The following is a 13,894-nucleotide window of genomic DNA, read 5'->3' on the forward strand; positions in this document are numbered from 1 at the left end:
ATCCGTTACTCGTCGTCATCGTCGAGCATCGCGGAGCCATCGATGGCATACAGCTCGTCAAACTCCTCGGGGGCGGGCTGATCGGTCAACTCAACCTCGGAGGGGGCATCATCGTCATACTCAAGACCGCAGGCAAGGCGAACCTTGTGCTCGATCTCGTCGGCGCAATCGGGATGCTCGCGCAGAAACGTCTTAGCGGCCTCGCGACCGTTGCCGAGTTTGTCCTCACCATAGGCAAACCAAGACCCCATCTTTTTGCATATGCCGCACTCGACAGCCATATCCAGAATCGAGCCCTCTTTAGAAATGCCGGTGCCATACATGATGTCAAATTCGGCCGAGCGGAACGGAGCAGCCACCTTGTTCTTAACGACCTTGGCACGTACGCGATTGCCGATAACCTCGTCCTTGAGCTTGATGGTATCGATTTTACGAATATCGATACGCACGGAAGAGAAGAACTTGAGTGCGCGGCCGCCTGTGGTGGTCTCGGGGTTGCCGAACATGACGCCGATCTTCTCGCGCAATTGGTTAATGAAGATGCAGGTTGTGTTGGACTTGGCAAGCGAGCCGGCGAGCTTGCGGAGCGCCTGACTCATCAAGCGAGCCTGCAGACCCACCGTCGTGTCACCGATCTCGCCCTCGATTTCGGCACGCGGAGTCAAAGCGGCAACAGAGTCGACGACGATGGCGTCGATGGCACCGGAACGCACAAGCATGTCAACGATCTCGAGCGCCTGTTCGCCCGTATCGGGCTGGGAAATCAGCACCTCGTCGATATCGACGCCGATGCGCGCGGCGTAGGTGGGATCAAGCGCATGCTCAGCGTCGATAAAAGCCACGACACCGCCCATGGCCTGCGCCTCTGCAAGAATCTCGAGCGAAAGCGTTGTCTTACCGGAGGACTCGGGGCCATAAATCTCAACGATACGGCCGCGCGGCACGCCGCCGATACCCAAGGCGGCGTCGAGCGCCAGAGAGCCCGTCGGAATAGCCTCGACCTCGAGCTCGGGACCGCCGTCGCCATACCTCATAATAGAACCCTGGCCGAACTTCTTCTCGATCTCGGCCTTGGTAGTGGCGATCATCTCGTCGCGCTCTTTACCCGTCGTGCGCGTATGAACGGTACGTACGGGACCTGAATTCTTGGCCATGAATAGCCCTCCTCTTAACAACCTGAATCGATGATAAACGAACGGCTGTTCGTGGTCAACCGTTCAGGTTCATCATATGCACCCGTCCATTCCAAAACCCGACCAAACGCCGACCAATCACCGACCAAACGCTTGACCATGCCAATCGCAAATACGAGTGCTCGTACAAATTAAAGACATGTGCCAGCGCAAGCGCATTCCTTGCCAAAGGTCCCTATCTCCACAATTAAGGGGCCCTAAGGCCCCTTAAAACACGTCTATTCCATGGAATTGAGCACGCGGACAATGCGTTCCAAAGCCTCAGCGACCGCATAGGCGCGGACGCACGACCGATCACCCTCGTAGTGACAGCGCGCAGACTCAACGACCGTCGCTCCCCCATCGGCCGCACGATACGCCCAGCCGATATAGAACGTGCCGGCGGGGTCTTGCTCGGTACCGCCGCCGGGCCCAGCGTAGCCCGTTGCGCTCACGGCGACATCGCTCTGATAGAGGTCCAGCGAGCCCGCGGCCATCTCACGCGCCGTCTGATGCGACACGGCGCTAAACCGATCGAGCGTTTCCTGCTCGACGCCGAGCACGCGATGTTTGATCTCATCGCAGTAGGTCACCGCACCGCCACGAAGCACCGCCGAGGCACCCGGGATATCGGCAATCGTCGAGGCGATCATGCCCGCCGTCAGCGACTCCGCCGTCGACACCGTCACGCCACGGGCACTCGCGCGCTCGACAATATCGCGCGCCAGCTCCTCGTTGTTTGCGGCGATCTGCAAATACGACTCCGTCATACCCACCAGGACCTAGACCGAAAAGACGATCTTACGGCAGTTCCAGAAGTACTGGGCACCCGAGATAATGGTCAAAATGACAGCGATGACGTACAGGAAGCGCGACACCGAATAGACACCGAGCAGCAACGACGTCGGCCCCAGCTGAAGACCGGCCATCGCAAAGACGCACAGATAGCCACAGATGGAGACCATCGTGGTCGCCGTCTTGTACTTGCCGAGCTTATCGGCGGCAACGACCACACCGGCAGCACTCGCGACCATGCGAAGTGCGCTCACCAACAGCTCGCGGAACAGGATAATGAACACGGACCACACGGTCACCGCACCAAAATCCAAGAACAGCAGCAAGGCCGAGAACACCAGCAACTTGTCGGCGATGGGGTCCAAGAACTTGCCGAAATCGGTGATCTCGTTGCGTGAGCGCGCCAGATAGCCGTCGACCTTATCGGTGCACGACAGGATCACATACAGAATGAAGGCAGCGGCGGCGAGCGGGCCGTCAAAGGTGCTCCAGTCCGTACCGGCAACGCTCGCGTGAGACAGGGCCGAGACGATCATGAACACCGGAATAAAGACGATGCGAACGCACGTCACGATGTTGGCGGGCGTCCAAACGCTCGTCAGTTCCTTATTGCTCTCGTTTGCCACGACGCTCTCCTACTCCACAACATGGCCGATAAGCTCATAGCAGAAGCTATCGGTAAACTCGACGGTCAAAATATCGCCCACGGACGCCTCGCTGGCGTCCAGATGCACCGCGCCATCGGAATCGGGCGCCTGGAACCAGGCATGACCGATCAGCTCGGCGCCGTCCTCGGTCTCCTCGATACCGTCGACGATTACCTGGGCGCGCTCGCCCACATGGGCTGCCGTGGCGGCAAAACCCAGCGACTCGGCCAGATCCATGGCCTCCTGGGCGCGCTCGAGCTTGACCTCCTCATCGACCTGGCCCTCCATATTGGCGGCCAGGCTGCCCTCTTCCCGTGAGTAGGCAAAGACGCTCGTATAGTCAAAGCCGACGGTGTCCATAAAGTCGATAAGATCACGAAACTCGTCGTCGGTCTCGGTCGGAAAGCCGACCATGGCCGTGGAACGAATCACGATGCCGGGAATACGATCACGGAGATCGCGGAACAGTTCCTCGAGCTCCTGACGCGAACCGGAGCGACGCATGGCCTTGAGGATGCGCGCGTCGCAGTGCTGCACGGGGATATCGATATAGGGCAACACCTCGGGCGTATCGCGGATCGTCTCGATAAGCTCGTCGGTCATGCCCTCGGGCTGCAGATAGAGCACACGAACCCAGACGTTGTGCGGGCGTACAGCCTCGGCGACGGCGCGCAGCAGCTGCGCCAGATTGCGCGGTGAGGCCTCAGCGGTGTCCTCATCGGCAAAGTCGGTGCCCCAAATGCCCGTGTCCTGGCCGATCAGCACGATCTCGCGCACACCGCCGGCAACCAGGTCGCGCACCTCGGAGATAATGCTTTCGGCATTGCGTGAATGATAGCGACCGCGAATGTAGGGAATCATGCAGAAGCTGCAAAAACGATTGCAGCCATCGGAGATCTTGACGTAGGCAACAGCACCCTCGACGGTACGCTTGACCTGCGGGATATAGGCAGCGATTTCACGCTCCACACCAAGAACGCCATCGATGACAGAGACGATACCGTCTTCCTCATCGGCCTTCACAAATGCCGCGACCTCGGGCAGCTCGTCGGGCAGGTCGTCGCCGTAACGAGACGGCACGCAACCGCACATGACAATGGGGCAGGAGCGAACGCCGTCCTGCACCTCGTTAGCGAGCTCGAGCGTGGTCTCGATGCTCTCAGACGTCGCCGAGGTAAGAAACGAGCACGTATTGACAATGGCGATATCGGCATCCTGAGGATCGAATGCCTCCTCGTAGCCCGCAGCGGCCAGCAGCGAACGCATGCGGTCGGTATCGACCTCGTTCTTGGCGCAGCCAAGCGTGATATAGAGTACGGAACCCAACGGAGTATCCATGTTGGAGAGCGGTCCTTTCGAGTAAATTAGCGGTAGTTGGTAAACTGCAGCGGCTGGCCGTAGTCCTGGTCGCGCAGGAACTGAATCACCGTCTGTAAAGCGTCCTTAGAAGCCGAGGAAACGCGCAGCTTATCGGCCTCGATGGTCACCTTGACCTTAAGCTTTTGATCCTTGATGTCTTTATTGATCTTCTTTGCGGTCGTCTGGTCGATGCCCTCGACGATATGACCGAGCACGCGCACGGTACCGCCCGAAGCCGCCTGCGGGGCGTCCCAAGAGACAGCCTTGAGGTCGATACCGCGCTTGATGAGCTTGGAGCTCAAAACATCGATGATCTGCTTGGAGACAAAATCGGCCGGAGCGTTAATCGTAAAGAGCTTGTCGCCCTTCGAAAGCTCGATGGTGGCGCCGGAGTCTTTAAGGTCATAGCGCTGGGAAATCTCGCGGGCGGTCTGCTGGAAGGCGTTATCGACCTCCTGCATGTTAACCTCGGACACAACGTCGAAGCTGGAATCTTTAGCCATGGTTCTTCCTTTCGGTACGGGGAGCCTTAGTAGCTGTCGTACGAATAGTCATCTGAATCGTTCACTGTCTGGCCGTCGGATGCCGTGTCGGTGCCGACGGTAGACTGGGCATCGGTGCCGTCGGCATTATCGGTACCGCCGGCATTATCGCCGTTCGCGGAGTCAGCGGTCTCCTTCTTAGGAACGGTAATGGTCACGCGCGCCACACCCGATGTCTTGGTGTCATAGCGAACCTTTTCACCATTCTTGGTGACCGTGACATCGGAGGGCTTGGACGTGGTGATCTCAATCGAGGACTCGGGCGTGTACTCCTGCTCAAAAGGACCGGTCGCTTGAGCGCCATAGACCGATTTACCGTCGACCTTGACCTCGATCCAGGCGGTCTTGCCCTTGGCAACAGAGACCTTGACCTTGGTGACCTCGTCCTCTTCCGTTTTGACCGTCGCCTTGGCGGCATCGGAACTGGCCGCATCCGTCGCCTCGTCGGCGTCTTCGTCCTCGTCAGTGGATTCGGTCTTCTTGGAAGATTTCTTAGTCGTCGTCTTGGTAGCCACGGGTGTCCCGGACGTCGACTCGGGTGCAGCAGAGCCGCAACCACGCAGGAGTACCACGATGAGCAAAATCAACAGTAGCACCACGGCACCGATGCCGACGTAAATAATGCGCGGATCGATCGTGTTGTATTGAGAGGCGCGCCCAACGCCGCGTCCGCGATTGGAGCTACCACGACCATTACCCTGCGGTATGCGGCCGCGACCGCTATCGGGACGACCACGATAGCTACTCTGGCGCTGCGAACCCCGCCGGCCCGGACGCGGCGCAAGCTCGCCACGGCCCTGATAGCCGCGCTGGCCAGAGCGAGGCGCCGAAGAGCGCTGCCCATAGGGCTGGGATTGCGAACGGAGGCGCGGCGTCACCTGCGTGGTATCGGCGTCGGAATAGCCATCGCGGGAACGCCCGGCGGGTACTCCGCGATAGCTACGACCGGAGTATCCACCGTCGCCATAACCGGCGCGAGGATCGCGACTCAACCCACGAGCGGCGGGAAGCGCACGGTCATCTGGCAGGGGCGTACTGCGAAAACGATCTCGCTGAGAACGAATTTCCTCGCTGGAGCCCGTCTCGGTGATATAGCCCGCTTGCGGAGGGCGCTGGCCGTACCGTGTCGTACGACCACCCTGAACCATCAAAAAACGACCGTTATCGACCGAAGAACGCGAGTTAACGTAGCCGGCAGCATCCTGAAAACGACCGCCCTGCTGCGAGGTATCGCGTTCATATGCCATGAGGTCGTCAAAATAAGCGTTGACGACCTCGCGCGGGTTAAGCCCCAAAAAGCGAGCGTAGCTCGAAATCATGCCCTGCGCATAGCCACGCGGGGGCATCGATGCAAAGTTACCAGTCTCGAAAAACTCGATGATCTGCGGCCTGATTTTGATGGTGTTGGCGACCTGCTGGATGGAAAGGCCCATCCGGCGACGCTGCTCGAGCAGCATGTCACCAAAGCGTGCAGCCATCAGAATCCTCCAAACTCACGATCTTCACGTACCATCTCGGCGTCGACAGACTCCAGCGCGGCAAGCCCTTCGTCATCCAGCAGGACCTCGCGCGGCTTGGAACCGTCGGGCGGGCCGACGACGCCCTTTTCTTCCAGCATGTCCATAATACGCCCGGCGCGCGCATAGCCAACCTTGAGGCGGCGTTGCAGGCCAGATGTGGAGCCCAGCTGCGATTCCACCACAATATGAGCGGCCTCCCAGATAAGCGGGTCGTCATCCTGCGGCTCGGCAACGCCCGTGCGAACAATGCCGCCACCAGCCATGGACATGGAAGCAGGCGCCACGGCAGACAGAATCTCCTCGTGGTAGTCGGGCTCGCTTTGCGACTTAACGAACTCGACGATCTCGTTGATCTCATCATCCGAGACAAAACAGCCCTGGATACGGCGGGGCTTACCCCAGTCGACCTTGGAGAACAGCATGTCGCCCAAACCGGTGAGCTTTTCGGCGCCCATCTGGTCGATAATAACGCGGGAATCGATGCCCGTGGCCACGTTAAAGGCGATACGATTGGTAATGTTGGCCTTAATGAGGCCCGTCACCACGTTGGAGCTGGGGCGCTGCGTAGCCACGATAAGGTGAATACCGGCGGCACGGCCCAGCTGGGCGATACGAACGATCGAGGCCTCGACATCCTTGCCGGCAACCATCATCAGGTCCGATAGCTCGTCGATGATAATGACCAGATAGGGCATCTTTTGCGGCGGGTTATCGTAGTGTTCGAACTCGCCGGCGGCCTGCTTTTCGTTATACGTCGAGATCTTGCGAACGTTGAGGCGCTCGAAGACCTTCAGGCGACGCTCCATCTCGGAAACAGCCCATTGCAAGGCACTCGCAGCCTGCTTGGGTTCGGTCACCACGGGCACATAGAGATGGGGCAGGCCGTTATAGCCGGCAAGCTCAACGCGCTTGGGATCGACCATGATCAAGCGAACGTCCTCGGGAAGCGCGCGCATGAGCAGGGTCGTGATGATGGAGTTGATCATGACCGACTTACCGGAACCGGTGGTACCGGCAATAAGCAGGTGGGGCATCTTGGCGAGGTCGGCGACGACGGGCGTGCCCTCGGCATCGCGGCCGATGGCCAGCTCGAGCGGACCGCCCTTCACATAGGGAAGCACGTCGCCCAGGTTAACGTTCTGGCGCTTGCGATTGGGAATCTCGATACCCACAAGCGAGGTGCCGGGAATCGGCGCAAAGATACGCACCGACTGGGCGGCAAGCGAAAGCGCGATATCGTCCTCGAGGCTCGAAATCTTGCTCACGCGCTCGCCCTCGCCGGGCTGCAGCTTAAAGGTCGTCACCGTGGGACCGGCAATCCAGCCGACGACGCGAGCGCTACGGCCAAACTCCAGCAACGTGGACTGCAGCGACTCGGCAGTCTGCTCCAACTCCTTGTCAGAAGACGCGGCGGACGCCGACTGCGGATTGGCGTGCAGGATTTCGAGCGGCGGGAGTTTGAGGCCATCCTCTTGCTCGCCCTCGACATCGGCAGCAGTGCCGTCAGCTCCCCCATCGCCGGCTGCAACAGGAGCAGCGGAAGCCGTTGGGGTGGAGGCGTCGGCAACCTTGGGGTGCTTCAGGAAATCGGGGATCTGCGGGGCAGCAGACACGGGGTTCACGGCAAACGGCGGCTCGGACTCGTCGACCTTGTCCGGGTCGTCTTCCATCGAAAGCTGTCCGGTGACCTGTCCTCGCCTGTCTTGGCGACGCGGCAGCAAAGTTGTCTTGGCGGTATCGAGCGGACACTCGTCATCCTCGTCATCGCCCTCGGTGAGTTCGATTTCGCTATCGGACCAAGACGGGTCGGGCTCACTCGTGTTGAGCTTGGGTGCGGACTTGCCATGCTTGGCATGGCGACGCGGCAGCAGCGTGGTCTTGGCGCGCTCGGCCTCCACAGCCTCGGACACGTCGACAAACGGATCATCGTCCTCGTCATCATCGTCCAAAACCGGGTCCGCATCATTGCCCATGACCGTGGTCACGGCCATATCGGAGCCCTTCTGACGAAGAATGCTCAGGTGCGGACGGGCGACGCCGGGAACCGACAGGGCCTCTTCGTCGCCCCACGGGCTCGCATTGACATCGGCACGACGGCGCTCGGCAAAATCGGCAGCGCGATCGCGCGCAGAGCGCAAAACGCCACCCACCGAAAAGCCGATGATGACAAAGCCAACGACGGCCAAACCCAACAGGACCACCATCGCGATAGGTTTACCCAGGGCATTCTGCAGCGCACTCGCTATAAACGCACCGATATAGCCGCCCGAGGCGGATAGGTTTTGCGGCACAAACATGAGGTCGCACGAATCGCTCGTGCCCGGCACCATCAACGAAAGAATGGAGACGACGGAGATAAAGACAACGGCGCCACCCGCGACCGAGCGAATGTTGAGCGGCGAGTCCTCACCCAAAAAGAGCGTGGCGGCAAACAGCAAAATGACGATTGGCAGCACGTAGGCGCCCAGGCCAAAGCCAAGATGGTAGAAACCGGCAACCACTGCCGTCACGGGTGCCGTTGCCGGAGAAATCACGGCAATGAAAGACGCAATCGCCAAAACGGCAATAACCACGCCGGCGATATCGCGGTTGGCCGAAGGCTCGACCAGGGGCTCAACATCGTCGAACTCGGCCTCGTGGCCCTTATTGGCACGAAGATGGGAACCGGCACCCTTAGCAGATGCCGGTTGGTTGTTGGCTTTATTGCCTTTGGCGTTTTGTGCAGATCCGCGCGCCAAACTAAACCTCCATGACGACCGGGATGATCATCGGACGGGTGCGCGTACGGCTCCAAATGAAGTTGGAGAGCGAATCGCGCACGGCCTTGCGAATGGCATCAGAGCCGCTGCTCGTAAAGCTAAACTTGCCCTTCTCAATCGTCTTCATGATGGATGCGGAGGCATCCTCGGAGAACTGATCGTCGATGGCAAATGAAACGCCACGGCCCGAGAACTCGATGGCCTCGATCTTCTTATGCTTGAGCGAGACGATGGCGACAGCCGTGACCATACCGTCATTGGCAAGCTTCTGACGATCGCGTAGGACGATGGGGTCGGTATCGCCGATGCGCAGGCCGTCGACGTAGACGACGCCGGACTCGACGGGCGTGCCGCGCTTGACAATACCACCACGCATCTCGAGCGTGTCACCGTTATCGAGGATAAAGATGTGATCATCCTTAATGCCCATCTTGCGGGCAAGCTGGGCATGGGCACGCAGGTGCACGGCCTCGCCGTGAACCGGCATAAAATAGGTGGGCTTGGCCATGGCCATCAGAAGCTTGAGTTCCTCCTGGCTGCCGTGACCCGAGACATGGACGAGGGCACGGTTCTTGTCCCACACGTCGCAGCCAAGCTTGGCCAGGCTGTTGACGACCTGCTGGACGGCCTTCTCGTTGCCGGGAACAGGGGTCGCCGAGAGGATGACGGTATCGCCCTCGTGGATGGAAAGCGTCTTGTGCTCGCCGTTGGCCATGCGGGACAGCGCCGACAGCGGCTCGCCCTGAGAGCCGGTGCACATGACGACGATCTTGTCGTCAGGCAGGTTATCGATATCGAAGGCATCGATGATATCGGCATCGTCGATGTTGAGGTAGCCCAGCTCGCGCGCCACGCGGGTGTTGGTGAGCATGGAACGTCCGGTCACGACGACCTTGCGGCCGCACTTGCGGGCGGCGTCGCAGATCTGCTGCAGGCGATGGATATGGCTCGAGAACGACGCGACGAACACGCGGCCCGGGGCATTCTTGATGGCGTGCAGCAAGTTGGGGCCGACTTCGGCCTCGGACTTGGTAAAGCCCGGAACCGTGGCGTTGGTGGAGTCGGAAAGCAACAGGTCGATGCCCTGCTTGGCAAAGCGACTGATGGAAGCATAATCGGGCGTGACGCCATCGATGGGCGTCTGGTCGAGCTTAAAGTCGCCCGTGTGCATAACGGTGCCCTGGTTGGTGCGAATGAATACGCCCAAAGCGCCCGGAATTGAGTGCGTCATAGAGAAGAAGTCGAGCGAAATGCCACCAAGATTGACATGGCTACCGCCCTTGACCTCGCGGAACTTGGGCGCGCGGATGCGGAACTCGGAAAGCTTGCCCTCGATGAAACCAAGCGTCAGCTTGCTCGAGAAGATGGGCACCTTGTTGTTGAGGTCCTGCAGCAGGTACGGAAGCGATCCGGTATGGTCCTCGTGGCCGTGGGTGACGATGATGCCGCGGAGCTTCTCCTCGTTCTCCAGAACATAGGTGTAGTCGGGAAGCACCAGGTCAATACCGGGCTGGGAATCGTCGGGGAACATAAGGCCGGCGTCGACGAGCACCATGTCGTCGCCGCACTCGAAGACCGTCATATTCTTGCCGATGCCGTCAAGGCCTCCGAGCGGAATGATCTTCAAGGGAGATGATTTTTTAGCTGCCATAGGTTCGTGCGGTTTCCTTTCTTCGAAACGGGTCTGGAACAACCGACGGGGCGCTTCTGGCAAACCGACCGCCGGGAACGTACAAACATGCATCACGGAGTCAATGCAGTAACCGCATTATGATACCCATTTGCCCACCAACAGACCACCCATGCATCAAAGCCCCATCTGAACTGGTCTATCCCGCCGGTTTCCCGTGGGGCGGGCACTGATGAAGTTTCCTGCTCTACAGTCCTGCTCACGACGGAGGCCACATTAAGTGGCCTCCTGTTCGTGCGGAACTCGCGATAAACTTCATCAGTGCCCGCCCCACGGGAAACCTGCCAATAAGGGACAGGTTTATTTTGGTCGGTTTTATCATGGGAAATGCTGCTGCGTCTATCTACAGACCTGAAATCTGACTACTGAATAGACTGTCTAACTGAATAGCGACCGGCACTAACCAGCCCTTTTGCTTGCGACCGGGAGGGACGCATATGAAGTTTATCGCGAGTTCCGCACGCAAAGGAAAGCACTTAATGTGCTTTCCGTCTTGCGCAGGACTGTAGAGCAGGAAACTTCATATGCGTCCCTCCCGGTCGCAAGCAAAAGGGCGACCCCTATCCGGAGTCGCCCTTATTGAGCAGTGTGTGAACGGCTGTTACTCGGCGTCGTGGTGACGGCGGGGCTTGCGGCCACCGTTGTCACCGGGACGGCGCGGACGGTCGCTGCGCTCGGAGCGCTCGCGACGCGGACGCTCACGACGCTGGAAGTGCTCACCGTCGCCCTCGGAGGCACCCTCGGCACAAGCCGGAGCCTCGGGCTTATCCAGACGATCGAGTGAGATCTTGCCGCGATCGTCGACCTCGATGACGACGACCTTAACCTCGTCGCCCACGTTGAGGACGTCCTCGACCTTCTCCACGCGGCCCTTGGCGACGCGGGAGATGTGCAGCAGACCGTCCTTACCGGGCAGCAGGTTGACAAAGGCGCCAAAGGGCTGGATGGAGACCACGCGACCGGTGTACTCCTCGCCCGGCTCGGGAACCTTGATGATGAGCTTGATGCGCTCGACAGCCTGGTCGACGGACTCGCCGGTGCCGCCGACAAAGACGGTGCCGTCCTCCTGGATGTCGACCAAAGCACCGGTCTCGTCTTGGATGCCGCGGATGACCTTGCCGCCGGAACCGATGACGTCGCGGATCTTGTCGGTCGGAACCTGGATGGAGACGATGCGCGGAGCGGTGCTGCGCGTGGTGTGGCGCGGCTCGGGGATCACATCGAGCATCTTCTGCAGAATGAAGGCACGACCCTCCTTGGCCTGCTGCAGGGCGCGGGCCAGGATGTCAAAGGTAAGGCCGGTGGCCTTGTTGTCCATCTGCAGAGCGGTAATGCCCTCGGTGGTGCCGGTGACCTTAAAGTCCATATCGCCCAGGAAGTCTTCAAGACCCTGGATGTCAGACAGGACCACGGTCTTGCCCTCCTCCTGGATCAGGCCCATGGCGATACCGGAGACCGGGCGCTTAATGGGAACGCCGCCGTCCATGAGGGCGAGCGTGGAGCCGCAGGTCGAAGCCATCGAAGAGGAGCCGTTGGACTCCATGACCTCGGAGACCACGCGGATGGCGTAGGGGAACTCGTTCTCGTCGGGGAGCACCGGAAGCAGGGCGCGCTCGGCCAGGTTGCCGTGGCCGATCTCGCGGCGCTTGGGGCTACCCATGCGGCCGGTCTCGCCGGTGCAGAACGGCGGGAAGTTGTAGTGGTGCATGTAGCGCTTGCCCTCGGTGGGCTCGATGGTATCCAGACGCTGGCCCTCGTTGAGCATGCCGAGCGACAGGACGGAGAGCACCTGGGTCTGGCCGCGCTGGAACAGGCCGGAGCCATGAACGAGCGGCAGGTAGTTGTCCTTCACCATAATGGGGCGAATCTCATCGGCGGCACGGCCGTCGACGCGCTCACCGGTCTCGACGACCATGGTGCGCATGGCCTTCTTCTCGAGCTTCTTGAGTGCCACGGGGATCTCGCGCTCCCAAGCGGCCTGCTCCTCCTCGGTGAACTCGGCACGGATGGACTCCTTCAGAGCCTCGACCTTGCCGATACGGGAGAGCTTGTCGGCGTCGCGAAGGGCGGCTGCCATCTCGTCGTAGTGGGCGAAGATGCGCTCCTGGACCTCCTCGACGGGCTGGTCAAGCGGGTACTCCTTCTTGACGATAGCGCCGTTGACCTGCTCCCACTCGGCAACGAACTCGTCCTGAGCCTGGCAGAAGGCAGCGAGGGCCTCCTGGCCAAACTTCATGGCGGCGAGCATATCGTCCTCGGAGATCTCATCGGCGCCGGCCTCGACCATCGAGATGAAGTCGGCAGAGCCGCCCAGCTCCAGGTCCAGATCGGAGTTCTCGCGCTCCTCATAGGTGGGGTTGACGATAAACTCGCCGGTCTCCACGTTGCGGCCGATGCGCACGCACGCAAGCGGGCCCTCGAAGGGCACGCCGCCGAGCGTCATGGCCAGGGAGGCACCCATGACGTTGATGACGTCGAAGGGGTTGACCTGGTCGGCGACGAGCGAGGTGGCGACGATGTGCACCTCGTTGCGGAAGCCGTCCGGGAAGCTCGGGCGAATAGGACGGTCGATCATGCGGGCCGTGAGCGTGGCCTTCTCGCTGGGACGGCCCTCGCGCTTGAGGTAGCCACCCGGAATACGGCCGGCAGCGTACATCTTCTCGTTGAAGTCGACGGTCAGCGGAAAGAAGTCGTAGTTCTTGCGCTCCTTGGAGACGACCACGGTGTCGAGCATCGTGGTGTCGCCCTGCTTGACCAGACAGGCGCCGGTGGCCTGCTTGGCAAGCTCGCCCGACTCAAAGGTGTAGGTCTTGCCGTACAGCTCAAAGGTCTTGGATACGAGTGTCATTGTTCTCCTTTACCCCGCAGGCCCCTTGCCTGCGGGCTTCTCATGTGACGCGGGCCCCCTGCCCCCGCCACGCTTCAGAGTGTGATTGTTCACGCCCTTACACAAAAAGAGCGCCCCGCTGCGCAGGACGCTCTTAGCATGTACAAATCCTTACTGGATATTGTCGCGGATGCCCAGAGCCTTGATGAGCTCACGATACTCGACGACGTCGTTCTTCTTGATGTAGGAGAGAAGACGACGGCGGCGACCGACGAGCATGAGCAGACCACGACGGGTGTGGAAGTCCTTCTGGTGGGACTTCATGTGCTCGGTCAGCTCCTTGATGCGCTCGGTCAGGATGGCGACCTGAACCTTGGGGTTGCCGGTGTCGACCGGGGTGTTACCGAACTGGGCAGTCAGCTCCGCCTTGCGCTCTTTGGAAACAGTCATTGTTTCACCTTTCGTTTCGCGTCGCCCGCGGGCGACTCTATTCGCCTCGGACTGGGAAGCCGCCGGTGGAGCGAGCATCCAAGGTCGAGGTACCAACAGGTCGGTATGTTACCACAAGCGGACCGCGTATGCC

Annotated in this window: 10 protein-coding genes; all 10 read right to left on the reverse strand. The window is 60.3% G+C overall.

The window, feature by feature from the left end; all coding sequences use genetic code 11:
* Positions 1–5: 5 nt before the first annotated feature.
* Positions 6–1,154, reverse strand: a complete 1,149-nt coding sequence (recA, locus tag ACTQ05_RS02370) for a recombinase RecA (protein ID WP_154516331.1) — start codon at positions 1,152–1,154, stop codon at positions 6–8.
* A 257-nt stretch (positions 1,155–1,411) separates the two neighbouring features.
* A complete protein-coding gene (locus ACTQ05_RS02375; RefSeq protein WP_427717479.1) occupies positions 1,412–1,927 on the reverse strand; it encodes a CinA family protein in 516 nt (171 codons plus the stop codon).
* A 27-nt stretch (positions 1,928–1,954) separates the two neighbouring features.
* Entirely contained in the window at positions 1,955–2,503 is a 549-nt protein-coding gene (gene pgsA, locus ACTQ05_RS02380; protein WP_441537897.1) for a CDP-diacylglycerol--glycerol-3-phosphate 3-phosphatidyltransferase, read from the reverse strand.
* Between the two features lie 99 nt (positions 2,504–2,602).
* Positions 2,603–3,952, reverse strand: coding sequence for a 30S ribosomal protein S12 methylthiotransferase RimO (rimO, locus tag ACTQ05_RS02385; RefSeq protein ID WP_427794767.1), 1,350 nt, complete (start codon positions 3,950–3,952; stop codon positions 2,603–2,605).
* A 26-nt stretch (positions 3,953–3,978) separates the two neighbouring features.
* Positions 3,979–4,476 (reverse strand): YajQ family cyclic di-GMP-binding protein, encoded by a 498-nt coding sequence (locus ACTQ05_RS02390; RefSeq protein ID WP_427794768.1) that lies wholly within the window; start codon positions 4,474–4,476, stop codon positions 3,979–3,981.
* Positions 4,477–4,502: 26 nt separating this feature from the next.
* Positions 4,503–5,993, reverse strand: coding sequence for a RodZ domain-containing protein (locus tag ACTQ05_RS02395; RefSeq protein ID WP_441537852.1), 1,491 nt, complete (start codon positions 5,991–5,993; stop codon positions 4,503–4,505).
* The gene (locus ACTQ05_RS02400; RefSeq protein WP_441537853.1) at positions 5,993–8,773 is read right to left on the reverse strand and encodes a DNA translocase FtsK 4TM domain-containing protein; all 2,781 of its coding nucleotides are present in this window, start codon (positions 8,771–8,773) and stop codon (positions 5,993–5,995) included. Before ACTQ05_RS02400 ends, ACTQ05_RS02395 begins: the two co-directional genes overlap by 1 nt.
* A gap of 1 nt (position 8,774) precedes the next feature.
* Positions 8,775–10,445, reverse strand: a complete 1,671-nt coding sequence (locus tag ACTQ05_RS02405; RefSeq protein WP_441537854.1) for a ribonuclease J — start codon at positions 10,443–10,445, stop codon at positions 8,775–8,777.
* A 640-nt stretch (positions 10,446–11,085) separates the two neighbouring features.
* Positions 11,086–13,332 carry a polyribonucleotide nucleotidyltransferase gene (locus tag ACTQ05_RS02410; RefSeq protein ID WP_441537855.1) on the reverse strand — a complete coding sequence of 749 codons (2,247 nt, stop codon included), beginning with the start codon at positions 13,330–13,332 and terminating at the stop codon, positions 11,086–11,088.
* 150 nt (positions 13,333–13,482) lie between these two features.
* Positions 13,483–13,761 (reverse strand): 30S ribosomal protein S15, encoded by a 279-nt coding sequence (gene rpsO / locus ACTQ05_RS02415; protein ID WP_154516313.1) that lies wholly within the window; start codon positions 13,759–13,761, stop codon positions 13,483–13,485.
* Positions 13,762–13,894 lie beyond the last annotated feature (133 nt).

It is taken from the genome of Collinsella sp. LCP21S3_A9, assembly GCF_052118785.1.
In the GTDB taxonomy this organism is placed as follows: Bacteria; Actinomycetota; Coriobacteriia; order Coriobacteriales; family Coriobacteriaceae; genus Collinsella.

Excerpts from the sequence above, each read along its gene's own strand:
- ACTQ05_RS02410 (WP_441537855.1), bottom strand. The coding sequence starts at position 13,332 with ATGACACTCGTATCCAAGACCTTTGAGCTGTACGGCAAGACCTACACC.
- rpsO (WP_154516313.1), bottom strand. The coding sequence starts at position 13,761 with ATGACTGTTTCCAAAGAGCGCAAGGCGGAGCTGACTGCCCAGTTCGGT.
- recA (WP_154516331.1), bottom strand. The coding sequence starts at position 1,154 with ATGGCCAAGAATTCAGGTCCCGTACGTACCGTTCATACGCGCACGACG.
- ACTQ05_RS02395 (WP_441537852.1), bottom strand. The coding sequence starts at position 5,993 with ATGGCTGCACGCTTTGGTGACATGCTGCTCGAGCAGCGTCGCCGGATG.
- rimO (WP_427794767.1), bottom strand. The coding sequence starts at position 3,952 with ATGGATACTCCGTTGGGTTCCGTACTCTATATCACGCTTGGCTGCGCC.
- ACTQ05_RS02405 (WP_441537854.1), bottom strand. The coding sequence starts at position 10,445 with ATGGCAGCTAAAAAATCATCTCCCTTGAAGATCATTCCGCTCGGAGGC.
- ACTQ05_RS02390 (WP_427794768.1), bottom strand. The coding sequence starts at position 4,476 with ATGGCTAAAGATTCCAGCTTCGACGTTGTGTCCGAGGTTAACATGCAG.
- pgsA (WP_441537897.1), bottom strand. The coding sequence starts at position 2,503 with ATGATCGTCTCGGCCCTGTCTCACGCGAGCGTTGCCGGTACGGACTGG.